This window comes from Lentzea sp. CA-135723 (assembly GCF_050936595.1).
Classification (GTDB): domain Bacteria; phylum Actinomycetota; class Actinomycetes; order Mycobacteriales; family Pseudonocardiaceae; genus Lentzea.
In genome coordinates, this window is sequence record NZ_JBNJMK010000001.1 from 2,632,631 (window position 1) to 2,654,931 (window position 22,301).

21 protein-coding genes are annotated in these 22,301 nt (G+C 69.9%); 12 read left to right on the top strand and 9 right to left on the bottom strand.

Annotation, left to right across the window (positions count from 1 at the left end; translation table 11 throughout):
• The first annotated feature begins 106 nt into the window (after positions 1-106).
• From car to ACQEU1_RS11020, 5 genes are all read left to right on the top strand, one after another.
• A complete protein-coding gene (gene car, locus ACQEU1_RS11000; RefSeq protein WP_433198986.1) occupies positions 107-3,292 on the top strand; it encodes a carboxylic acid reductase in 3,186 nt (1,061 codons plus the stop codon).
• On the top strand, positions 3,285-4,706 hold the full coding sequence (locus ACQEU1_RS11005; protein WP_433198988.1) for a GMC family oxidoreductase: 1,422 nt from the start codon (positions 3,285-3,287) through the stop codon (positions 4,704-4,706). Before car ends, ACQEU1_RS11005 begins: the two co-directional genes overlap by 8 nt.
• Before the next feature lie 119 nt (positions 4,707-4,825).
• The gene (locus ACQEU1_RS11010) at positions 4,826-5,482 is read left to right on the top strand and encodes a helix-turn-helix transcriptional regulator (protein ID WP_433198990.1); all 657 of its coding nucleotides are present in this window, start codon (positions 4,826-4,828) and stop codon (positions 5,480-5,482) included.
• Entirely contained in the window at positions 5,479-6,396 is a 918-nt protein-coding gene (locus ACQEU1_RS11015; protein WP_433198992.1) for an ornithine cyclodeaminase family protein, read from the top strand. The genes ACQEU1_RS11010 and ACQEU1_RS11015 overlap by 4 nt, the downstream gene beginning before the upstream one ends.
• Positions 6,393-7,502 (top strand): alanine racemase, encoded by a 1,110-nt coding sequence (locus ACQEU1_RS11020; protein WP_433198994.1) that lies wholly within the window; start codon positions 6,393-6,395, stop codon positions 7,500-7,502. Before ACQEU1_RS11015 ends, ACQEU1_RS11020 begins: the two co-directional genes overlap by 4 nt.
• A 4-nt stretch (positions 7,503-7,506) precedes the next feature.
• Here the strand turns inward: ACQEU1_RS11020 and ACQEU1_RS11025 are convergent, their stop codons facing one another.
• On the bottom strand, positions 7,507-8,202 hold the full coding sequence (locus tag ACQEU1_RS11025) for a GntR family transcriptional regulator (protein ID WP_433211428.1): 696 nt from the start codon (positions 8,200-8,202) through the stop codon (positions 7,507-7,509).
• A gap of 107 nt (positions 8,203-8,309) precedes the next feature.
• On the opposite strand from ACQEU1_RS11025, the gene ACQEU1_RS11030 reads away from it, so the two are divergent.
• Genes ACQEU1_RS11030 through ACQEU1_RS11040 form a run of 3 tightly spaced genes read left to right on the top strand, consistent with a single transcriptional unit; the run spans position 8,310 to position 11,282 of the window.
• Complete coding sequence (locus ACQEU1_RS11030) at positions 8,310-9,566, top strand: MFS transporter (protein ID WP_433198996.1); 1,257 nt, start codon at positions 8,310-8,312, stop codon at positions 9,564-9,566.
• A gap of 26 nt (positions 9,567-9,592) precedes the next feature.
• Positions 9,593-10,972 carry an acyclic terpene utilization AtuA family protein gene (locus tag ACQEU1_RS11035; RefSeq protein ID WP_433198998.1) on the top strand — a complete coding sequence of 460 codons (1,380 nt, stop codon included), beginning with the start codon at positions 9,593-9,595 and terminating at the stop codon, positions 10,970-10,972.
• Positions 10,965-11,282, top strand: a complete 318-nt coding sequence (locus ACQEU1_RS11040) for a DUF4387 domain-containing protein (protein ID WP_433199000.1) — start codon at positions 10,965-10,967, stop codon at positions 11,280-11,282. The genes ACQEU1_RS11035 and ACQEU1_RS11040 overlap by 8 nt, the downstream gene beginning before the upstream one ends.
• On the opposite strand, the gene ACQEU1_RS11045 is transcribed toward ACQEU1_RS11040, so the two are convergent.
• Positions 11,272-11,436 carry a hypothetical protein gene (locus ACQEU1_RS11045; protein ID WP_433199002.1) on the bottom strand — a complete coding sequence of 55 codons (165 nt, stop codon included), beginning with the start codon at positions 11,434-11,436 and terminating at the stop codon, positions 11,272-11,274. The two genes, ACQEU1_RS11040 and ACQEU1_RS11045, sit on opposite strands and share 11 nt — an antisense overlap.
• 13 nt (positions 11,437-11,449) lie before the next feature.
• On the opposite strand from ACQEU1_RS11045, the gene ACQEU1_RS11050 reads away from it, so the two are divergent.
• Entirely contained in the window at positions 11,450-11,617 is a 168-nt protein-coding gene (locus ACQEU1_RS11050; protein WP_433199004.1) for a hypothetical protein, read from the top strand.
• Between the two features lie 362 nt (positions 11,618-11,979).
• Here ACQEU1_RS11050 and ACQEU1_RS11055 read toward each other — a convergent pair whose 3' ends face one another.
• The 3 genes from ACQEU1_RS11055 to ACQEU1_RS11065 all read right to left on the bottom strand — a co-directional run bounded on the left by ACQEU1_RS11055 (position 11,980) and on the right by ACQEU1_RS11065 (position 13,844).
• A complete protein-coding gene (locus ACQEU1_RS11055) occupies positions 11,980-12,372 on the bottom strand; it encodes an STAS domain-containing protein (protein WP_433199006.1) in 393 nt (130 codons plus the stop codon).
• A gap of 555 nt (positions 12,373-12,927) precedes the next feature.
• Positions 12,928-13,692: a DinB family protein gene (locus ACQEU1_RS11060; protein WP_433199008.1), complete on the bottom strand. Its 765-nt coding sequence runs from the start codon at positions 13,690-13,692 to the stop codon at positions 12,928-12,930.
• Between the two features lie 29 nt (positions 13,693-13,721).
• Positions 13,722-13,844: a hypothetical protein gene (locus ACQEU1_RS11065; RefSeq protein ID WP_433199010.1), complete on the bottom strand. Its 123-nt coding sequence runs from the start codon at positions 13,842-13,844 to the stop codon at positions 13,722-13,724.
• Positions 13,845-13,927: 83 nt separating this feature from the next.
• Here ACQEU1_RS11065 and ACQEU1_RS11070 point away from each other — a divergent pair, with 83 nt between their 5' ends.
• Entirely contained in the window at positions 13,928-14,536 is a 609-nt protein-coding gene (locus ACQEU1_RS11070) for a flavodoxin family protein (protein WP_433199012.1), read from the top strand.
• An 84-nt stretch (positions 14,537-14,620) separates the two neighbouring features.
• Here the strand turns inward: ACQEU1_RS11070 and ACQEU1_RS11075 are convergent, their stop codons facing one another.
• The 4 genes from ACQEU1_RS11075 to ACQEU1_RS11090 form a co-directional block, all read right to left on the bottom strand.
• Entirely contained in the window at positions 14,621-15,010 is a 390-nt protein-coding gene (locus ACQEU1_RS11075; protein ID WP_433199014.1) for an STAS domain-containing protein, read from the bottom strand.
• Positions 15,011-15,348: 338 nt separating this feature from the next.
• Positions 15,349-16,881 (bottom strand): hypothetical protein, encoded by a 1,533-nt coding sequence (locus ACQEU1_RS11080; protein ID WP_433199016.1) that lies wholly within the window; start codon positions 16,879-16,881, stop codon positions 15,349-15,351.
• A gap of 61 nt (positions 16,882-16,942) precedes the next feature.
• Positions 16,943-17,782, bottom strand: coding sequence for a hypothetical protein (locus ACQEU1_RS11085; RefSeq protein WP_433199018.1), 840 nt, complete (start codon positions 17,780-17,782; stop codon positions 16,943-16,945).
• Positions 17,783-18,160: 378 nt separating this feature from the next.
• Entirely contained in the window at positions 18,161-20,437 is a 2,277-nt protein-coding gene (locus ACQEU1_RS11090) for a LuxR C-terminal-related transcriptional regulator (RefSeq protein ID WP_433199020.1), read from the bottom strand.
• Positions 20,438-20,670: 233 nt separating this feature from the next.
• Between ACQEU1_RS11090 and ACQEU1_RS11095 the strand changes: the two genes are divergently transcribed.
• The gene (locus tag ACQEU1_RS11095) at positions 20,671-21,447 is read left to right on the top strand and encodes an IniB N-terminal domain-containing protein (RefSeq protein WP_433199022.1); all 777 of its coding nucleotides are present in this window, start codon (positions 20,671-20,673) and stop codon (positions 21,445-21,447) included.
• A gap of 102 nt (positions 21,448-21,549) precedes the next feature.
• Positions 21,550-22,284 (top strand): anti-sigma factor, encoded by a 735-nt coding sequence (locus ACQEU1_RS11100; protein WP_433199024.1) that lies wholly within the window; start codon positions 21,550-21,552, stop codon positions 22,282-22,284.
• Positions 22,285-22,301: the final 17 nt, after the last annotated feature.

Consider the following 22,301-nt stretch of genomic DNA (forward strand, 5'->3'; position numbering starts at 1 on the left):
TCACGCTTATCAAAAAGCCTAATTCCCGTCTCGAACGGCGTGACGGCCCTCCGCGGGTCCTGCTACGGTGCATGATTACCGGGCCTGTTCTCACGCGGAGACAACATTGCGACTTGCGCAGGTGATGGCGGACGTCTTCGAGCGCTTCGGCGAGCGGCCCGCGCTGGGTGAACGCGCGCGGGAGCTCGTGCCGGACCCGGACGGTCGCGTGACGTCGCGGCTGCTGCCCCGGTACGACACGATCACCTACGCCGAGGTGTGGCGCCGCGTCCAGGCGGTGGCCGCCGAACTGCCCGTCGTGGCGGGCGATCGGGTGGCGCTGCTCGGGTTCACCAGCGCGGACTACGCGACTTTGGGGCTGGTGTGCGGGTATCTGGGCGCGGTCAGCGTGCCGTTGCAGACCGGTGCGTCGGTCGAGGTGCTGGCCACGATCGCCGCGGAGACGTCGCCGGTGCTGGTCTGCGCGAGCGTCGAACGGCTGGACGTGGCCCGCGAACTGGTGCGGCGCACGCCTTCGGTGCGGCGGCTGGTGGTGTTCGACTACCACCCGCGTGACTCGGCGCAGGCCGCGCGCTTCGCCGCCTGTGCCGACCTGGACGTGGAAGTCGTCGCACTGGCCGAGGTGCTGGAACGCGGGGCAGCGCTGCCGTTACGGCCTCCGCACGTCGCGGCCGACGACGAGGACCCGTTGGCGATGCTCGTCTACACGTCGGGCAGCACCGGCACGCCCAAGGGCGCGATCTACACCGAGCGGCTCGCCAGGATCATGTGGGAGGACCGGGCGAAGCGGGACGGCCTGGTGAGCCTCAACTACGCGCCGCTGAGCCACATCGGCGGGCACTTCACACTGACGAACGCGTTGGCGCGCGGCGGGTTGAGCTGCTTCACGGCCGCGAGCGACCTCTCGACGTTCTTCGAGGACGTCGACCTGGTGCGGCCGACCGAGATCTCGCTGGTGCCGCGCGTGGTCGAGATGCTGTACCAGCGCTACCAGGGCTCGTTGGACCGCACCGACCCCCTCGGCGGGCGGATCGTGTTCGCCGCCTGTGGTTCCGCGCCGTTGTCGGACGCGCTGCGCGAGTTCGTCGAGTCGTTGCTGGGCGTGCAGCTGTACGACATGTACGGGTCGACCGAGGTCGCGGGCATCGCGATCAACGGAATGCTGATGAACCCGCCCGTGCTCGACTACAAGATCGCCGACGTGCCGGAACTGGGCTACTTCCGCACCGATTCCCCGCATCCGCGCGGCGAGCTGCGGATCAAGGCCGACGGCATTCCCGGCTATTACCGGCATCCTGAGCTGACGGCGGATCTTTTCGACGAGGACGGCTTCTACAAGACCGGCGACATCGTGGCGGAGCTCGGGCCTCGCCGCATCGCGGTGGTCGACCGGCTCAAGAGCGTGCTGAAGCTGTCGCAGGGCGAGTTCGTGGCGTTGGCACGGCTGGAGTCCGTGTTCGCCGCGAGTCCGTTGGTGCAGCAGATCTTCTTGTACGGCAACAGCGAACGCTCGCACCTGGTCGCCGTCGTGGTGCCCATGCCGGACGCGCTGGGGCGGGAAGGTCTTCCGGACCTGCTGGCCGACTCGTTCCGGGAGATCGCGCAGGCCGAGGGGCTCCAGTCGTACGAGGTCCCGCGCGGCCTGCTGATCGAGCCCGAGCCGTTCAGCCAGGCCAACGGTCTGCTGTCGGACCAGCGCAAGCTGTTGTCCCCCAAGCTCGCCGAACGCTACGGCCCGCGTCTGGAGGAGCTCTACGCCGAGATCGCGGACCGCGAAGCGCAGGAGCTGCTGGACCTGACCCGCACTGGTCGTGACCGCCCGGCGTTGGAGACCGTCCAACGGGCTGTGCGCGCGTTGCTGGCGGTGGAGGTGCTGCCGTCCGCGCACTTCCGCGACCTGGGCGGCGACTCGCTCTCGGCGGTGTCGCTGTCGACCCTGCTGCACGACACGTTCGGCGTGCGCGTCCCGGTCGACGTGATCATCAGCCCTGCCAACGACTTGGCGGCACTCGCCGCGTACGTCGAGGCCAAGCTGGACGCGGGGGCGACCCGGCCGACGTTCGCGTCGGTGCACGGCGCCGACGCCATCTCGGTGAGCGCCGCGGATCTCACCCTGGACCGCTTCCTGGAGCCGCTGGAGAACACCCCTTCTCCCGCCGGCGAACCGCACTGCGTGCTGCTGACCGGCGCGAGCGGCTACCTGGGCCGTTTCCTGACGCTGGAGTGGCTCCAGCGCCTGGCACCCCTGGGCGGCAAGGTGATCGCGGTCGTCCGGGGCAAGGACGCCGCCGCCGCGCGGCAACGACTCGTGGACGCGTTCGGCACCGCTGACCCCGACCTGACGCGGACGTTCGAGAAGCTGGCCGCCTCGCACCTGGAGGTGGTGGCGGGCGACATCGCCGCACCGCGCCTGGGGCTGGACCCCGTTACCTGGGACCGGCTGACCGCCGAGGTGGACCTGGTCGTGCACGCGGGCGCGCTGGTGAACCACGTGCTGCCGTACAGCCATCTGTTCGACGCCAACGTGCTGGGCACCGCCGAGGTGATCCGGCTGGCCCTGACCTCGCGGCTCAAGCCGGTCACGTACGTCTCCAGCGTGGCGGTCTCCCACGCGGCCTCCGGGGCTCCGCTGGACGAGGACGCCGACGTGCGTTCGCTGCCGCCTCAGCCCGTGGACGCCGGCTACGCGAGCGGGTACACGACGAGCAAGTGGGCGGGCGAGGTCCTGCTGCACGAGGCGCACGACCGGCACGGCCTGCCGGTGACGGTGTTCCGCTCGACCATGATCCTCGCGCACTCGACGTACGCCGGGCAGCACAACGCCCACGACATGTTCAGCCGCCTGCTGTTCAGCGTCCGGGCGACCGGTGTGGTCCCGCGCTCGTTCTACCGCTCTGAAGGCGCCCACTACGACGGCCTTCCCGTCGACTTCACGGCGTCGTCGATCGTCCGGCTCGGCTCTGGCTCCGGCTACCGGACGTTCAGCCTCGTCAACCCGCACGACGACGGCATCTCGCTCGACACGGTCGTGCGCTGGCTGATCGAGGACGGCCACCGGATCGAGCTCATCGACGACTACGGCGACTGGCTCGTCCGGGTAGAAGCCGCTCTGCGCGGCCTGCCCGAGTCGCAGCGCCAGTACACGATCCTCCCGCTGCTGCACGGCTTCGCCGAGGCGGCGCCACCCGGCCCGACCGTCCCGTCGGCCCGCTTCCACGAGGCCGTCGGCGACATCCCGCACCTGACCCGCTCGCTCATCCGCCAGTACGCACGAGGTCCCGAACTTGACTGACTACGACCACATCGTCGTGGGCGGAGGGAGCGCGGGCTGCGTGCTCGCCGCCCGCCTGTCCGAGCACGCGCGCGTCCTGCTCCTCGAAGCAGGCACCGCCACCCCGCCGACCGCACCGCCCGGCGCGTGGCTGACCCTGCTCGGCTCCTCGGCCGACTGGCAGGACACGACTCTGCCAGAACCCGAGCTGGGCAGGCCGATCCCGTGGCCGCGCGGCAAGGCGCTCGGCGGGTCGTCCGCGATCAACGGCATGATCTTCCTGCGCGGCCACCGCTCCAGCTACGACTGGGGCAAGGGCTGGGAGTTCGACGACCTGCTGCCGTTCTTCCAGCGCAGCGAACACGCCCCGACCCGTGACCCGGCGTTGCGCGGAGTGGGCGGACCGCTCGTGGTGACCCCTGCCTCGCAACAACATCCGGCCGCGGCGGCGTTCCTCGACGCGGTGCTCGAAGCGGGCCACCGTCAGGCGACGGACGTGAGCGGTGGCCTGGAAGAGGGTGTCGGCTGGGTCGACCTGAACATCGTCGACGGCGCCCGGCAGTCCGCCGCCGACGCCTACCTGCGCCCTGGCTTGAACCTGACCGTGGTGGCGGACGCTCTGGTGCAGAGGGTGGTGTTGAGCGGCACCCGAGCCACCGGCGTGGCCTACAGCGTTGGCGGACAACAACTCCAGGCGTCCGCCCCTTCGGTGGTCCTGTGCGCGGGCACGATCGGCACCGCCGAGCTGATGCTGCGCAGCGGTCTCGGCCCAGCGGACCACCTGCGGGACAACGACATCGCCGTGGTCGCCGACCTCCCCGGTGTGGGCGAGAACCTGCACGACCACCCGCTGACGTTCGCGATGTACTCGGGCGCGCAACCGATCCCGCCGGGCGCCTACAACAACATCGAGGTCCTGGGCCTGATCCGCAGCGACCCCTCGCTGGAGTTCTGCGACCTCCAGGTCGGCCTGTCCGCACCCGCCGGCGACAACCACTACGTGCTGCCGCTCTCCCTGATGACGCCTTACAGCCGTGGCCAACTCCGGCTGTCCGGCGACGGCGTTGCGCTGAGTCCGCGCTACCTGACCGACCCGCGTGACATGACCGCGATGGTCAACGGCATGCGGCTGCTGCGCGAGATCGGCGCGACCGACGCCCTCAAGCCGTGGCGGGGCGAGGAAGTGATGGCGGGCGGCGAGGAGCACATCCGGGCGACCGTCGGGCCGTACTACCACTACGTCGGCACCTGCAAGCTGGGCGTGGACGAGATGTCGGTGGTGGACCGGGACCTTCGCGTGCACGGCGTCGAGGGGCTGCGGATCGCGGACGCCTCGGTGATCCCGTCGATCCCGTCGGCCAACACTTACGCGACGGTGATCGCGATCGCGGAACGGGCAGCGAGCCTCATCGGCGGAGCCGCCACCGAGGCCTGACCAGGCACGCTGCCCGCAGCTCAGTCGCCCCGTGTCGAGCACCACATCGCTTCAAGCCGCCTTGCGTGTGACACTTTGTCCACAGGCTGACACTTCGTCCACGCGGGAGGCCGGTCACCGTGCCCGACACCACCAGCACCGCCGACGCGATGTTCGCCGCCCTGACGCCCGTGGTCGAGGGCATCGCGGCGACGTTCGGCCGCAGCTGCGAGGTCGTGCTGCACGACTACCGCGACCAGGAACGCTCGGTCGTCGCGGTCGCGGGCTCCGTCACCGGACGGCAGGCAGGCGATGCGATGAGCGAGATCGGGCTGCGCGTCCTCGCCGCCGGGGACGACGCCCGCACCGAGGTCGGGTACGTGACGCGGGCGCAGGACGGACGGGTGCTCAAGTGCACGACCGTGCCGTTGCGCGACGCCGACGGCACGCTGATCGGCGCGTTGTGCATCAACATCGACGTCTCGGCCATCGACCGTGCCACCGGAGTGCTCGCGGACCTGCTCGGGTTGTCGCCGGCGGAGAAACCGGTCGCGTCCACGAACTTCTCCGGCGACCTGGACCAGGTGGTCGAGTCGCTGATCGAACGTGCCGAGCGCGCGCACGCGGTGCCGGTGGCGTCTCTCGGCCGTGAAGAGCGACTGGGGCTCGTGCGGGAACTGAACGACGCCGGGGTGTTCGCGTTGCGCGGGGCTCCGGGGCGGCTCGCGGGACGGCTGGGCATCTCCCGCACCGCCCTGTACAACGACCTCGCCGAGCTGAAGAAGGACGCGTCATGACCACCTTCCTGTCCGAAGCCGAAACGGCTTCGCTCGTCGACGACGAACTCGCGCTCGCCGCAGCTCGGGAGGCGTTCTTGGCCGCTGCGAACGGTTCCACGTTCCCGGTCGTGATCGGCGGTTCGTCCACACCGGACACGAGGTTCACGCTCAAGTCCGGGGCGGCGGGCGAGCTGGTGGGCGTGAAGATCGGCAGCTTCTGGCCGGGCAACGTCGACCTGCCCCGGCACAGCTCGACGATCGTGCTGCTCGACCCCGCCACGGGACGGCTGAGCGCGGTGGTCGAGGCAGCGGCGGCCAACGCCTACCGCACCGCGGCGGCCGACGCGCTCGCCGTGGAAACGTTGGCACGCGGGGACTCCCGCACGCTGACCGTGATCGGGACGGGCCACCAGGCGTTGCACGAGGTCCGGGCGGTGAGCAGGGTCCGTCCGATCGAACGGGTCCTCGTCGTCGGCCGGCGCGCTGACGCCGCAACGGCCTTCACCGCGCAGGTGACCGCCACGACCGGGCTGCCCGCCGAGGCCACCGACGCCAGGACCGGGGTCGCGGCGGCGGATGTGCTCGTGACGGCCACGACCGCGCGGGAACCGTTGTTCGACGCGGCATGGGTCAGGCCGGGCACGCACATCTCCGCGATGGGCGCGGACGGGCCGGGCAAGCAGGAACTGCCCACCGAGCTCTACGGGACCGCGCTGCTGTTCTGCGACCTGCCCGGCCAGTCCACGACGATCGGCGAGTTCCAGCACGCACCGAACACCCTGCCGGCAGCGCTCGGGGCCGTGCTCGCCGGCGAGACCGCGGGCCGGACCTCGCCGGACGACGTGACGGTGTTCGACAGTTCAGGATTCGCCCTGCAGGACCTCACTCTCGCCGCAGCGTTGCTGCGCCGCGCCGCCGGAGGCACCGAATGACCACTGTGGACACACCCGGCACGCCGTTCGCCGTGGTCGACGCCGACCGGCTGGACCGCAACGTGTCCAGGCTGCGCGACCGCCTCGACGGGCTCGGGGTGCCGTTGCGGTTGCACGTCAAGACCTGCAAGTCGGTCGAGGTCGCCGCACGGGTCCAGGAAGGCGGGCCGATCACGGTGTCGACGCTCGCCGAGGCCGAGCACTTCGCCGACGCGGGCTACCGGGACGTGCTGTACGCCGTCGGCATCGACCCGCACAAGCTGCCGCGCGTCGCCGCCCTGACGCGCCGGGGCGTGACGCTCACGGTGCTGCTCGACAGCCTCGCGCAGGCCGAGGCACTGCACGCGTTCGCGGAGCGGGAGAACCTCCGCGTGCCTGCCCTGATCGAGATCGACTGCGACGGCCACCGCGGTGGCGTCCAGGCCGACGATCCCGTGCTCCCGCTGATCGGCCGTGCGCTCGGGAACAACCTCGCGGGCGTGCTCACCCACGCCGGCGAGTCGTACTTCGCCTACACCCCGGAAGCACTCCACAAGGCCGCGCAGCACGAACGAGACGTCGCTGTCGCAGCAGCGGAAGCGTTGCGCGCCAACGGACTCGGCTACGGCATCGTCAGCGTCGGCTCGACCCCCACCGCGCACGCGGCGACCGACCTCAGCGGTGTCACCGAGGTCCGCGCGGGCAACTACGTCTTCTTCGACCTCGTCATGGCGGGCATCGGCGTCTGCGGCACAGACGATCTGGCGCTCTCCGTGATGGTCACGGTGATCGGCCACCGGCCCGACAAGAACTGGGTGCTGACCGACGGCGGCTGGATGGCCACCTCGCGGGACCGCGGCACGCAGGCGCAGGCCGTCGACCAGGGCTACGGGCTCGTCGCGGACGTGCGCGGCGAGTTGATCCCCGGCCTGCTCATGACCGGCGCGAGCCAGGAACACGGCGTGCTGAGCACCAGGGATGGCGACCCGGTGCCGGACCTGCCGATCGGGACCCGGTTGCGCGTGCTGCCGAACCACGCCTGCGCCACGGCCGCGCAGCACGACCGGTACCACGTGGTCCGCGGCACGGACGTCGAAGCGGTCTGGCCACGCCTGCGCGGCTGGTGACCGCTCAGCGACGCAGGTCGTCCAGGCCGCCCCGGACGTCGTCCATCGCGATCTGCTCGGCGGCGGCCGAGTCCCCCGCGCGCAGGGCTCGGACGAGCGCGCGGTGCCCGGTGTAGCGGCCGAGGCCGAACTCGTGGTTCTCGTGCACCCGTTCCAGCACCAGGCTCTTGCGCTCGGCGCGGGTGAACACCCTGGTCTGCTCCAGCAACCGCACCAACACCGCGTTGCCAGCGCATGCCGCCACGGCGTCGTTGAAGCGCTGCATGGTGTCCAGCAGGGTGCCCAGGTGCTTGTCGACCGGACGGCCCTCGGCGGCGCGCTGCTTGATGACGATCAGCAGGTCGTCCGCGTCGTCGAGCACGGCGTCGAGGTCGTCGACCTGCGCCGGGGTCGCGCGGCGGGCGGCGAACCGGGCGATGAGGCCGCGCAGCGCGATCTCCACCTCCGCCAGGTCCTCGACGGCCTCGGCTCCGATGTCCGCGACGACGACCGTGCGCGGGCCGGTCCTGGTGATCAGGCCGTCTTGTTCGAGCCGCCGGATGGCCTCCCGGACCGGGGTGGGGCTCATGTCCAGCCGTTCGGCCAGGCCGCGTTCGGTGATCTTCTCGCCGGGGGCCAGCTCACCTGCGCCGATGGCCTCCTGGACCGAGCGGTAGGCCCGGCCGGCCAGCGTGTCGGACTGCGCGTCCTTGTCGACCATCACGAGCGCCGATACTACGACAAACCTCGAAGCTATTGCTTGCGCATTTTGCTATAGCATCCTAGCTTGGGCACGCCGCGACGTTCCCGAGCCAACGGAGGCTTCCGATGTCGTCACTCGCCGCGCCGGCCGAACGGCGGCTCACCAGGCGCATCACGTTCTTCGTCGCGCTCGCCGTCTTCGCGCAGGAGGCGACCTGGGACTTCTACGACGCCCAGGTGCCGCCGCTGCTGCGCGAGCACATCGCGAGCACCGCGATCGTCGGCCTGCTCATGGGCATGGACAACCTGCTCGGGATCTTCGTCCAGCCCTGGATCGCCCACCGGTCGGACAACACCCGCACGCGCTGGGGCCGCCGGATTCCGTACCTCGCGGTGGGCATGCCGCTCGCCGCGCTGCTGTTCACGCTGATCCCGCTGACCACGGCGTTGCCGGCGCTGATCGCGGTCATCTTCGTGTACTCGTTGGTGGGCAACAGCTTCAAGCCGATCGCCCAGGCGTTGCTGCCGGACTTCATCGAGCCGGAACGCCGTGGCCGCGCGAACGCGGTGGTGAAGATCGCCTCCGGACTGACGGTGGTGGTGTCCGCGGTGATCAGCGCGGTGCTGGTGGACGACCACCCGAAGCTCGCCTTCACCGTTCCCGCGTTGCTCATGCTGGTGTGCACGGCGGTGCTCGTCTCGCGCGTCCGGGACAACACCTCGCGCGGCTACCGGCTCGCGCTCACCGAGGACACCGATGACGAGCCCCCGCAACGGTTGCGCGAACTCGCGCGGGACATCCTGCGCGACCGGGACCGCAGCCGTCTCCTCGTCGTGACCGCCGTGTTGTTGTTCGCCTCCGCCTGGTTCTCGTCGCGGTCGCTGTTCACCCCGTACGGCATGGAGACGCTGGGCCTGTCCCGTGGCGCGGCGGGCTCGCTCACGTTCCCGAGCGGCATCGCGTTCCTCGTCGCCGCCTACCCCGCCGCGTTGCTCGCCGAACGGATCGGGCGCATCCGGACGATGACGATCGGCATGACCGTCTTCGGCACGTCGCTCGCCCTCGGCACCCTCGTGCCGACGCCCGCCGTCACCGTCGTCTCGTTCTGCGTCGCCGCCGCCGGAGCGTCCGGGTTCCTGATCAACGCCGCCGTGGTGCTGTGGAACCTGGCTCCGTCCGCCCGCGTGATCGGCGTCTACACCGGCCTGTACACGGTGAGCTGGGCCGCGGGCGGGTTCGTCGGGCCGGGCATCGTCGGCGCGATGGTCGACATCACCGGCTGGCGCTACATGCTCCTCGACATCGCCGTCGTCACCGCGCTCGCCACCGCCGTGATCCTGCGGGTCGCCGTGCTGAGCCGCCGTCGTTCCGTCTCGCTGTAGAACCGTTCCACCGGAAGGGAAATCCCATGAGCGCTCCCGACGGAGCCGTGCGCGTCCTGACGCCCACCGGCATGCTCGGCGCCGGCTTCACCGAGTCCTCGGTGGACAGAGGGCTGGAGCTGGGCGCCGACGTCATCGCCGTCGACGGCGGTTCGACCGACTCGGGCCCGCACTACCTCGGCTCCGGCACCGCCAAGACGACCGCCGCGGCCGTCGCCCGCGACCTGCGGATCCTGCTGCGCGCCGCCGCCCGTGCCCGCATCCCGCTGATCGTCGGCTCCTGCGGCACCAGCGGCACCGACTCGGGCGTCACCTGGGTGGCCGGGATCGTCGAGGACATCTTGTGCGAGGAGAAGCTCGACCTGTCCGTCGCGACGATCTTCAGCGAGCAGACCTCGACCATCGTCAAGTCAAGTCTGCGTTCGGGTGCCGTACATCCGTTGGCACCCAACGGCCCGCTGGACGAGACCACTGTGGACGATTGCACGCACATCGTCGGCATGATGGGCCACGAACCCATCGTGGAGGCCCTGCGCGCGGGCGCCGACGTGGTGCTGGCAGGCCGCGCGACCGACACCGCGCTCGCCGCCGCCGTCCCGTTGATGAGGGGCATGCCGGCCGGACCTTCCTGGCACGCCGCGAAGATCGTCGAGTGCGGCGGCCAGTGCACCACGAACCCGCGCGCGGGAGGCGTCCTCGCCACGATCGACCACACCGGGTTCACCATCGAACCACTCGACCCCGAAGCCGCCTGCACGCCGATCTCCGTTGCGGCGCACATGCTCTACGAGACGGTGAACCCGTTCGTCATGCGCGAACCCGCAGGATCGTTGGACGTCACCGACGCGGTGTACACGGCCCTCGACCCACGGCGCGTGCGCGTCGAGGGCTCGCGGTTCCATCCCGACCGGCACACGATCAAGCTGGAGGGCGCCCGGATCACCGGCTACGAGACGATGTCGTTCACGGCGATCCGCGACGAGCGCATCCTCGCGAACATCGAGGAGTGGACCGACCTGTTCGTCAAGGTCTTCACCGGCCGCGTCACCCAAACCCTCGGCCTGGACCCCGCCGACTACGCCTTCGACCTGCGCCGCTACGGCTACGACGCCGTGCTGGGCGCACTCGACCCGGCCACCCGCCCACCGCGCGAGGTGGGCGTGATGCTGCTGGTCCGCGCCGCGACCCAGGAGCTGGCGACCGCCGTCGCGAAGGTCGCGAACCCGCTGATGCTGCACCTGCCGACCCCGGACATGGACTACCTGCCGAGCCTCGCGTTCGCCACCTCCCCCGCCGAGACCGAACGGGGCGCGGTCTACGAGTTCGCGCTGCACCACGTCGTCGACACCCACTCCCCCACCGAGATGTTCCGCACCGAGCACCGGAAGGCCATCACCCATGACTGAGCACCTCACGTTCGGCGACCTCGCCCTGGAGGTCCGTTCCAAGAACGCCGGACCGTTCTGGGTGACCATGGAACTGTTCATGCGGGACTCCTCCGGCTACGCGCTCGCGGCCGAGACCGTCACCGAGGACCTCGTCGCGTCGCTGTACGAGGTGCGGGCGCAGGACGTGCAGATCTTCCGCATCCCGTCGCTCAACGTCGTCAAGATCTCGTACCCGCGCCCGGTGCCGCAGGGCGGGTTGCGGGACCGGGACGTCCACGCGGGCCAGCACCACGTGCCGCTGGCGTCGTTGCCCGCGGTCAGGCCCTGAGAAGTGGCGGGTGGCGCCTGTCCTTCGACGCCACCCGCGTCCAGCGGACTACCTGCGGTAGCACATGCCGGTTCGGGCCGACGTACTGGCCGCAGCAGCGGACCAGGCTCTCCTGCAGCACCAGCGTGGGGAAGCCGTGGTGGCCCTTGACCACGACGCAGTTGTAGTTGCCCGTCGCAGAGACACTCGACGGGGTCGGCCGCTCACATCTCGCCCTGGCACAGCACGACGAGGCCCGCACGGTCTGGGAGGAGGCGCTGGAGCTGTACCGGGACCAGGGGCGCGACGAGGACGCCGCCCAGATGCGGCGGCAGCTCGACTACCTGCCGCGGTGACGACGACTGCGCGAACGTCAACCATTCGCATTCGGCGCGTGCTACGGAACGGTCTTCGAGGTAGGCCGCTTCGCCCCAAGCGCCTTTCGTGTACACCCTCAACGCCTCCGCGAGGGTCAATCTCGGTTGCCTGAGCGGGACACCGAGTCAAAGAACTACCTTCGAGCCCCTAAATTAAGCCAATACGTCAGGCTGCCACGCTCATCCAACCTCTCGTTCTCGCGCTCACCCTGGGAATCGACGTGCCCACGCTGATCCACCAGCCCTACTGAGCAGCTCGCCCTCCGAGTACAAGAGCGCCGACGCGTTCATGCACAGCATCAAGCGGTGCGCGGGAAGACCGTGGTGGTCGCCCGGCTCCGTCAGTGCCCCGATTGCGCAGACGAAGCTCGAATGGCGGCGACGGCGTCGTCAACGGTGGGAAACATCGACAGCCGCGCGTCCATCCCGCTCGCGGCCAAGGACCTCGTCACAGCCCTGCTCGCCGCCGCGACGCCGAAGGGCACGCCGTGCAGCTCGGCTTCCCTCCGAACGGAGACGAGCAGGCTGATGCCGGCGGAACCGAAGAACGTCACCGCGTGGAGGTCGATGACGATCCCCTCAGGCTGCCGATCGAGCACGAGGAGGGTGTCCGCGAGCAAGGTCTTCGCGGTCTTCATGTCGACTTCTCCGGCGAGCGCGGCGACTGTGATGCCGTCGTGGTCAACGGTCCCCAAGACCGGCGGACCAGCGGCCTCGTTGGACTGGTGTTCCATTTCGACCCTCCTCAGCCAACAGCGAAGGCGCCGACGCGAGCCACTGCCTCGGCCGGAAACCAGTGGAGACGCCTACCCACATGATCATTTCCTGTTCTCCACGCTATCCGCTGGATGACGAGGAAACAACAACGCGGCCGCAACCGTGACGAGACAAGACCTCCGTTGTCACCGGGCAGGCACGAGGGCGGTTCCACCGCCAAGGCTTCCCGTCTTCCGAAGGCACCAGGTGTCGGAGACACACGCACCAGGAACGTGCTCTCCTTGACAAGCAAGGCCCTCACCCGCACGCGAGTCCGGCCGGCACGTCACGCATCGCGGCAGCACGGGCGACGCCCACGCGAGCACCATGCCGGCGAGCGGAAACTTCGAATTCCCCTGCCGTTTTCCGGTAGCACCGGATTGATGCTTGGTGTACGAGCGGCCAGCAACAGTGAACCCGTTGCGATCAGCGGCCTGGCCCGCCTTCGACATTGAGTGGCCTCGAATCCGCCACCCGGCAGGCACGCAAGCAGCTGCTCCGGCGTCGCCACCTGGCCCGGAATCGCTCGGCGACTACCGCGGTTCGGACACACCTTCGAGCACCGCGAGGTCGCGCACCGCGTAACGGTGGTGCTCGGCTTCTTCCTTCAGCACCACCTTGAGGCAGCGGCGCACGACGTACTCCTGGTCGGGATACATGTCCGCCGGCTTGCGACCGCACGCCCGGTCGAGCTCGGCCGTGGTGAGCCCGTCGACGACCCGCCGCATCGCGGCCATGCGGGCGAGCCGCGGCGCGAGCACCTCGTCGAGCGTTGGGACGGCGTCAAGGGTGAGGCCGAGGCTCGCCGCGGCGTCGGGTGGCGTCCCGCCGGCGGGCAGGCCCAGCGGGTGGTAGGGCGCTTCCTCCTCGAGCACGGCATTGCCGAGCCAGGCGTCGCCGGCGAACAGCAGATGCCGTTGCGTCTCGACCAGGGACCACTCGCCGCCGACCTGCTCGTGCAACTTGGCCTCGGGCAACAGTCTCGCCCGCTCGAGCGTCGCATTCCACAGGGTCTCGATGGCGTCCCAGGCGGCCCGGTAGTCCTGCGGCGACGCCGCGTCCCGCGCCAGCACCCGCGCGGGGTGCCGGCGGTCGAGTTCGGCCTCGACGTAGGCGGTCACGTCGACGTCGTTGACGACGAGGCGCTCGAAGAAGCCACCGAGGTAGACGTCGCTGCCGTAGCAGTCGACGATCTTCAGACCGTCCACCCCGCAATCGCGGATCTCAAGGCCCGCGAGATCGCTCAGGTGGATGCGCGCACCGCGAAATTGGTCGCTCTGAACGTATTCGGAAACCATCGAAGCAGTCTGGCACATCGAGATGAGGCCTAGGACCACTTCTCCTCGGCGCACAGCAAGAACATCAACTCCCGCATCCCGGCGGTCGACACCTCGTCCTGAACGCCGGCCTCCACAGTGGAGGGGACGTCCATCCGATCCGGTACGGCCACATGGGTTTGATCCCGGCGAAACCGGGTCTTCCTCAAGGGTGCGCTCGTATCGACCAATCGGAGCGCGATACTGGAGGTTCACCGTGTCACTGCGCGCCCTGGCTCTGGTCTGCAGCCTGAAGCCGTCCCCCGCCCCGTCCAGCAGCGATCTCATCGCGGGCCAGCTCCTGGACGAGCTCAAGAACCACGATGTCGTCGGCGAGACGATCCGCGTGGTGGATCACGACGTCAAACCCGGAGTCGAGGCCGACATGGGCGACGGCGACGAGTGGCCCGCCCTGCGCCGTGCCATCGGCGAGGCCGACATCCTGATCATCGCCACACCCACGTGGATGGGACACGCCTCCAGCGTCGCGCACCGCGTGCTCGAACGCCTGGACGCCTCGCTCTCGGAGACCGACGACGAGGGCCGCCCCGCCATGTTCGGCAAGGTCGCCCTCGCAGCCGTGGTCGGCAACGAGGACGGCGCTCACAAGATCGTCGCGGACCTCTTCCAGGCGCTCAACGACACCGGCTTCTCCATTCCGGCGCAGGGCTGCACCTACTGGAACGGCCAGGCCATGCAGACCGTCGACTACAACGACCTCGACGAGACGCCCGACGCCGTCAAGTCCACCAACGCCACCGCCGCGCGCAATGCCGCTCACCTGGCCCGGCTGTTGCATGCCGAGCAGTACCCGGCCGAGTCCTGACAACGGTTCGTCGCCTGCAAAAGCGCCTCCGCTCGGTGTAGTGGAGGCGCTTTGCGGTGGACGGCACTGTCGCGTGATCGTTCGCTAGGAGGGCTTGTCACTCGCTTTCAGCGCCTCGCGGATCAACGCGATGGCAGCTTCCACCGAGTCGGTCAACGGCAGCACCTGGCCCAGCGCGCTGGCCATCATGGGACGCACCGCCGCGGGTTGCACCGCCACGATGGCGAACCCCACCTTCTCGCGCTGCGCCCTCCCGTGCAGCTCCAGCAGCATCGACAACGCGGACGAGCCCATGAAGTCGACGGCCAGTTCCACGACCAACCCGTCAGGCTGCTTGTTCAGCAGCTCGAACAGGGACGCTCCGACTCCGTCAACGCTGATCATGTCGAGCTCACCGCTGACCGTGGCCACAAGAACCCCGTCGTGGTCATCTGTCTTGATGCCGGCCGTCGGCGCCGCGTCGTTCGAAGCCACCCAACACCTCACTCGTAGATCCGGATCTGTCCCCCATCGAGTCGGTACCCGTTCCGCGGCGATCCAATCCTGAGTGCACGGATTATCTGAGGTGACGACGACGCAGAGGCGGGGCGGCAGAGGCTCGGCCGGCCGCGCGGTCGCCCGGCGAGCAGGTCGTGGGCTTTGAGGCCGGTGACGCGGACGCGGTGCTGCGCGCAAACGCGTCCGGCTCGTCGTGCGGGGCGCGGCCGGCGCGATCGCCCTGTCCTCCAGGTTTCCCCGGCGCTGAAACCGTTCTGAGGGCATGAAAAAGCGGGACCGGCTGGTGCCGGCCCCGCTTTGTGATCACCTGATGGTCACGCCTTCACGGAGTGCTTCTTCCCGTGGGTCCAGGCCATGGCGTCGCCGCCATCGCCCGCCGGACCGGAGTGGCCACCGACCGTGTTGCTGTCGTTCCACGCGTCACCGGTCGAACCCGTGGCACCGGTGTCACCGGAGTCGCCCGAGGTGACCTCGGTCCAGGACTTGGTGCCGTGGTTCTTCCAGCTGTGCTTCCAGTTGTGGTGCTTCCAGCCGTGGCACTTGTCGCCGCGGTTGTCGTTCCACTTCTTGTTCTCGGTCTTCACCACGGCCTTGTTGCCGCCGGTGTCGCCCGAGTTCCCGGAGTTGCCCGAGTTACCGGTCGTGGCGTTGTTCGAGCTGGTGGCGTTGCCGCCCTTGCCCGAGTTGCCGCCGTTGCCCGCGGTGGCCTCGGTGGAGCCGTTGTTCTTGCTCCACTTGCCGTGGTTCCAGGACTTCTTGCCCTGCTCGGTCATCGCCCACGCGTCGCCACCGTCACCGGCCGGGCCGGAGTTGCCGCCCTTGGTGGTGCTGTGGTTCCACGCGTCACCGGTCGCGCCGGTGGCACCCGTGTCGCCCGAGTCGCCGGACGTCACGGTGGTCCAGGACTTGCTGCCGGTCCACGACTTGCCGTGGCCCTTGTCCGAACCGATGGTGCGCACGACGGCCTTGTTGCCACCGGTGTCGCCCGAGTTCCCGGAGTTGCCCGAGTTACCGGTCGTGGCGTTGTTCGAGCTGGTGGCGTTGCCGCCCTTGCCCGAGTTGCCGCCGTTGCCCGCGGTGGCCTCGGTGGAGCCGGACTTGCTGTGGTGGCCCCACTTCTGGTCCTTCGTCATGACCGCCGCGTCGCCGCCGTCGCCGGCCGCGCCGGAGTTCCCGCCCACGGTGTTGCTGTGGTTGGAGGCGTCGCCGGTCGAACCCGTGGCACCGGTGTCCCCGGAGTCGCCCGAGCTGACGTTGGTGTGGCACTCGGCCAGCACGCAGAGCCCGTAGGCGCTGTTGCCGCCGGTGTCACCCGAGTTGCCCGAGTTCCCCGAGTTGCCGGAGGTGGCGTTGTTCGAGCTCGTGGCGTTGCCGCCCTTGCCCGAGTCACCGCCGTCGCCGGCGTTGGCGTTCGCGTTCTGCGCACGGCCTGCGGCGGTGGCGTCGCCGCCGTTGCCCGCCGCACCGGACTTCCCGCCCACGGTGTTGCTGTGGTTGGAAGCGTCACCGGTCGAACCCGTGGCGCCCGTGTTCCCGGAGTCACCCGAGCTCACGTTGGTGTTGCACTTGGCCAGCACGCAGACGCCCGTGGCGCTGTTGCCGCCGGTGTTGCCCGAGTTCCCGGAGTTGCCCGAGTTGCCGGACGTGGCGTTGTTCGAGCTGGAGGCGTTGCCGCCGTTGCCCGAGTTACCGCCGTTGCCACCGTTCACGACCGAGTGCACGACGTCGCCAACGCCACCGAGCAGGCCGTTGCCGCCCGTGTCAGCGCTCGCCATCGCCGTTCCGGCCAGGAGGAAGCCTCCTGAGAACGCCGCGGCCAGGAGACCGCGTTTCACATAGCTGTGCATTGCTGATCTTCTTCCTGTCAATCAAGCTGGGTGATCTGGTCGGCTTGGTTGTCAGGACTGATCAACTGGGATGACTTCGGCCGTAGTAGTAGCACCACGACCCGTGGACCTGGTGATCGGTGATCACCGCTGGCGACTCGCCGTCCGGATGAACCCCTTGTGCCGCGGGAACATCCGAGACGGTCGCGCCCGCCGATCCGTTGGAGGACGCCGATCCTGTCGTGCCGGGCAGTGCGAAAGGCACGTCAGGCGACTGCTTCTGCGGCGCCTCAACGGGTGGCGCCACGTCAGGTGCGGAGATCTGTTGCTGTCGCGCGGTTGTCACCGCCGCGACCCGATCGGGCAGCGCTGGAGAACGAACCTCCCGCACCTCGACCGGTGCCTGCGGAACGTCCGGGGCAGCGGGCACGGCGACCGGCGGCACGACCTCCTCCGCCGGAGCGGAAGGCGTCGTCACCAACGGTTGCGCGGCGCGAGCCACGACCGGCACGTCCTGCACCGTGTTCACCACGGGGGCGAGCAGCGGCGCCGTGACGGGCTGGAGCGGCTCCACCACGGGGCCCAGGGCCCGCGAGACGGTGTCCACGGTCGGTGCCAGCGGTGCCAGCACCGGACCGGTGACCGGTTCGGCTGCCTTCAGCACCGGCTTCACCACCGGGTCCGCCACCGCGGTGACGGTCCGGGTCACCGGAGCGACCGCGTCGGTCGCCGGAGCGACGGCGTCCGTGACCGGCGAGAGCGACTCGGTGACCGGTGCGACGAGGTCGGCGACCCCGCCCAGCAGGCCGGGTGAGTCGCCCTCGTCGGCACTCGCCACTCCTGCGGACAGGAGACCGAACCCGATCAGGAACCCGGCCACACCGAGCGTCCGCCGAATCACCCTGGAGCATGTCGACTTCATGTAATCACCCCCTTTCACCGAATCAGCACCTGTACATCCAGGGATTCGATACCCCACGGGCGCCGGTTCACTCGAAAGTGGAGGTTTTTCTTCAGCCGCAGCTCAGCGGGTCAAAATAATTTGAAACATTCATTTCCAACTACTTTGGGACACAAATTAACGCCGATAACCTCGACACACGGTGATCTGCTGCTCAGCGGAAACGCCGGGCGAGGGGCCGCGTCCCTGTGCGTCCGGTTCCAACATCAGACGCACAGGGACGTGCGTGGCGCCGTCCCGAGCCGGCTGAACCGCATCTGGCGGATCCGCGCTCAGTACATCCGCAGCGCACCCCGGCACCGGATCGGTGCCGGGCAGCCGATCCACCCGATGGGGTGACTACCTCGCGACGGACAGGTCGACGTCTTCGAGTGCTCGCTCCAACTCGCGCCGATTCTTGGCACCGAGCTTGTTCCGGATGCGGGTGACGTGGTGTTCGACGGTTTTCGCGGAGATGAACAAGGCGTCGCCGACCTCGCGATAAGTGAGCCCGTCACGCACGAGGGCGGCCACTTCCTGTTCGCGGTCGCTGAGCACCTCGGCGTTGCCCTGGCCGCCGCTCGCGCCGTGGAACTGCCGCGCGATGTCGAGCAGCTGCGTCATGGCCTTGCGGTCGGTGGTGTGCATGGCGGCGTGCCCGGCCAGTCGCGCGGCGTCCGCACGCAGGCCGTGAGCGCGCAGCTCCTGCGCTACCGCCTCCACGCGCACGTGGTCGACCTCGCCCCGGCCTGCACGGCTCCAGCACCGTGCGCCGGCGGCGAGGGCGCGGGCGAACGGCAAGGCCTCGGCGGCGTCCTCGAGTGCGGCGGTGTGTTCCTCGGCCGCCGCGTGGTCGCCGAGGAGCAACGCGGCGTGGAAAGCGTGCCAACGCGGCAGCACCGACCACAGTGGAGGGTTGCCGAGATCGCCGAGCAACGTCCACGCCTCCGTCAGATGTGCCTCGACGCGGTGGAACTGGCCGATCCTGGCCGCGGCGACGGCGATCTCGGTGAGCGGGAGGAGCGTGTAGAGGTCGACCGGGTGCACGACGAGCGCCTGCTGGGCCGGTTCCCACGCGGCGCGCAGAGCGTGGAGGTCACCGGTGCGGCGGGCGGCGCCCAGCTCAAGCGCCGCGGCGAACAACGCCTCCCTCGGTTCTCTCACCGTCTCCAAGGGCAGGAAGCGCTGCGCTTCCTCGACGTCACCGCACAGCAGCTCGACGGTGGCGAGCAGCAGCCGGTGCCGGTCCGCGTGCAGCCCTCTGCCGTCATCGCCCTGGACGGCTTTGGTCAGCAAGGACTTCGCCACCGTCAGCTCGCCCGCGTGCACGCAGATCAACGCGGCGAGCGCGGTCGGGCTGTCGGGCTGCACCGAGGCGCGGGAACCTGCCTGGTTCACCCCGGCCGTGGCGACGGCGGCGGCAACGGCGGCCATCGGTGGCCCGGTGACGGTGTCGAGCACCACGGCGGCCAGTCGTTGCCCGAGGGTGTCGGTCAGCGAACCGTCGGGCTGGGGGCCGAGCCGGACCGCGCGGGCCTCCTCGACGCGTCCGGCGCCGAGCAGGCCGGTCACCGCGAACCCCAGCGCCAGGCCGTTGTCCGAGCGCCGCAGCAACTCGCCGCCGCGACCGACCTGGCCCCGCATCGTGAGCACGGTCGCGGCGACCAGCAGTTCGTCCGCGTGGTCGAGGTTCACCGCCTCCACGGCGCCGTCCAGATCACCGCTGAGCGCACGTGCTCGGGCCACGTCGGCGGACGCGCCGGTGCCGGTGGCGGTGAACAGCCGCGCGGCCAGCGCCGGGTCGTCGTTGATCACCTCGTGGCCGGCGGCGGAGAACACGCCGAGCAGACCTGGATCCGCCACCCCGAGCGCCAGCAGCTGTTCCGCGTAGCCCGACACCGGTTGCGCACGTCCGGCCTGCAGGAGGGCGAGCTTGCGCAGGAGGTCCGCGCGCTGTTCGGCGGGAGCGAGAGCGGTGACGGCGTCGGCCGCGACAGGGAGCGGGGTGCCGTCGAGCTGGAGCAGGCCCGCCGACCGCAGCGCCTCGACGGACTCCGAGGTCGCACGGAGGTCCAGCGCTGTCGTGAGCAGGTCGACGTCGAACGGCGCGCCCAGCGCCAGGGCCAGCAGCAGGTCGTTCGCAGCGACGGACAGTTCGTCGAAGTGACGGGCGAACGCGGCGAGCGGGTCCGGCGAGAGCTCGTCCAGCACGAACCTCGGCGTGCCACCGGTGCGGTCGTGGAGGCGGTGCGCGAACGCCTCGCTCACCTCGGTGTCCAGCGCGTGCGCCGCGAGGGACCGGACGTGCTCGCGGGACAAGGGCCGCAGCTGCAGCCGGACCACAGAGCCGGGAAGCGCGGCGACGAGACGGGTGAGGGCGCGGTTGTCCGGCCACGGTCGATGGGCGACGACGAGCCGGGCCCCGGCTGCCACCTCGCGGAGCAGGCGGTCGACGTCGTCCTCGCCGAGGAGGTGCCCGTCGTCGACCGCGACGGCGTTCTCGAAGGTCCGCAGGACGGTGGTCTTGCCGCATCCGGCAGGACCGGTCAGCACGACGTGGTCAGCGGCACGGGCGCGTTCGAGGGCGCGGGTCGTCCCGCTGTCGAGCAACAAGGGACCGGCCGACAGCGGGGACATGAGCGCGTGAACCTCCTGGTGCCTACTCGTACCCCACTACTTCGGAGCATCACCCGTTCGAGTTTGGTCACGGCCCAAAGATCAGGACATCCCCCTATTCCCCTACTCGCGGTGCGCGCGATCCCCCATCCACGCCCGCAGAACCAGACCAGGCACGTCACCCGATGCGGCGAACGTCGGGTTCTTCGTAACTTTCTGTGGCACAAGCTCAACGACGTGATCTGGAGTTCGACGTGACCCTGCCGCAGACGCTGCACGACTTCACCCTCGGCTTGCTCAGCGACCCCGACGCCCGGTCGGCCTTCCAGCTCGACCCGCAGGGCACGCTCGACGCCGCCGGTCTCGGTGACGTGGCGCCGGCGGACATCCAGGAGCTCCTGCCGCTCGTGCTCGACTTCGCCCCGGTCACCGACCTCGGCGACTTCGGCTCCTCGCTCTCCGGTCTGGACCTCGACCAGCAGCTCGACCTGATGAGCACGGTGCACAACACCGTCGGCCAGCAGTTCGACGACAACACGGTCTTCGGCGCGGTCTCCGGCCTGACCGCCGCGGTGCACGGCGTGACCAACGGCTTCGACGTGCTCAGCGACCCGACCACCGCACTGGACGTCGTCGGCGGCGCCACCGAGATCACCGACGTCACCAAGACCGTCACCGACCTCGACGTGACGAACACCGTCGGCGACATCACCAACGGCACCGAGCTGCTCGACACCACGCACGTCACCGACGTCGTCGGCGACGTCACCAGCGGTGTGACCGCCGGCAACCTCGGCGTCGAGGACGTGCTGAACGGCGACGTCACCTCCGTCGTCGGCAACGTGACCGGCAACGACCTGTCCCTCGACCACGTCGGCAACGTCACCGACGTCGTGTCCAACGTGGGCAACCTCGGCGACGTGACCGGCGTCGGCCACGTCGGGGACATCGGCAACATCGGCGACGTGACCGGCAACCTGGGTGACGTCAACGTCGGCGGCGTGCTCAACGACCTCGACCTCGGCCTCTGATCCCTCCCGCACCACCAAGGCCGCCCCGACCGCGCCCCGGGGCGGCCTTGCCGCGTTCGCGCGAGGGCCAATCCGATGATCGGACCGCTCCGAAGCACGACCGTGAACCGGGGAACAACCAGTGCGATCAACCCGCACCTGCTGACCGGTGCACACGCACTCGGCGCGCTGCCCGATGCCGAACGCGTCGAGTTCGAGGCACACCTGAGCCGATGCCCGGCCTGCACCGACGAAGTGGCCGGTCTGCGGGAGACCACCGCCCGGCTCGGCAGGGCCGTCGACCACGTCTCTCCGCGTGCGCTGCGGCCACGTGTGCTCAGCGCCGTCCAGTCGGTGCGGCAGACACCACCGACGACGGAGATCACGACGTTTCCCACGCGGCGCCAGGGTTTCCGGCGCGCCGCCGCCCTCGTCGCCGTTGCCTGCGCCGCCGCCGCGGTGGTGGCGGGCGTGCACGGCGCGTCGACCACGCCGACCCGCACGTCCCCGCTGACTCCCCCGCGCACTCGGATCGGTGATCTGCTGGCGGCACCGGACCTGCGCCTCGCCACCGCGGGAACTCCGGCCGGCACCGTGGCGATGTCGCACGACCGCGACGAAATGCTGTTCCTGGCGGACGACCTGCCCACGTTGCCCGCTGATCGCGCGTACCAGCTCTGGCTGGTGGGCGATCAGGGCACGCGGCCGGCCGGGCTCGTGCGGCCGGCAGGCTCCGCGACGTCGTCGTCGCTGGTGTCGGGAATCGCGCAGGTGCGCGAGGTCATCCTCACGGTCGAGCCCGCGGGTGGGTCACCCGGCCCGACGGGCGCACCGGTGCTCACCGTCGTGCTTCGCTGAACCGGCCGCAATCCACT

What these genes read in the sequence shown, in the direction of transcription:
- ACQEU1_RS11020 (WP_433198994.1), top strand. Translation starts at nt 6,393, where the DNA reads ATGACCACTGTGGACACACCCGGCACGCCGTTCGCCGTGGTCGACGCC.
- ACQEU1_RS11055 (WP_433199006.1), bottom strand. Translation starts at nt 12,372, where the DNA reads ATGGAACACCAGTCCAACGAGGCCGCTGGTCCGCCGGTCTTGGGGACC.
- ACQEU1_RS11060 (WP_433199008.1), bottom strand. Translation starts at nt 13,692, where the DNA reads ATGGTTTCCGAATACGTTCAGAGCGACCAATTTCGCGGTGCGCGCATC.
- ACQEU1_RS11015 (WP_433198992.1), top strand. Translation starts at nt 5,479, where the DNA reads ATGACCACCTTCCTGTCCGAAGCCGAAACGGCTTCGCTCGTCGACGAC.
- ACQEU1_RS11040 (WP_433199000.1), top strand. Translation starts at nt 10,965, where the DNA reads ATGACTGAGCACCTCACGTTCGGCGACCTCGCCCTGGAGGTCCGTTCC.
- ACQEU1_RS11025 (WP_433211428.1), bottom strand. Translation starts at nt 8,202, where the DNA reads ATGGTCGACAAGGACGCGCAGTCCGACACGCTGGCCGGCCGGGCCTAC.
- ACQEU1_RS11085 (WP_433199018.1), bottom strand. Translation starts at nt 17,782, where the DNA reads ATGAAGTCGACATGCTCCAGGGTGATTCGGCGGACGCTCGGTGTGGCC.
- ACQEU1_RS11035 (WP_433198998.1), top strand. Translation starts at nt 9,593, where the DNA reads ATGAGCGCTCCCGACGGAGCCGTGCGCGTCCTGACGCCCACCGGCATG.
- ACQEU1_RS11080 (WP_433199016.1), bottom strand. Translation starts at nt 16,881, where the DNA reads ATGCACAGCTATGTGAAACGCGGTCTCCTGGCCGCGGCGTTCTCAGGA.
- ACQEU1_RS11090 (WP_433199020.1), bottom strand. Translation starts at nt 20,437, where the DNA reads ATGTCCCCGCTGTCGGCCGGTCCCTTGTTGCTCGACAGCGGGACGACC.
- ACQEU1_RS11030 (WP_433198996.1), top strand. Translation starts at nt 8,310, where the DNA reads ATGTCGTCACTCGCCGCGCCGGCCGAACGGCGGCTCACCAGGCGCATC.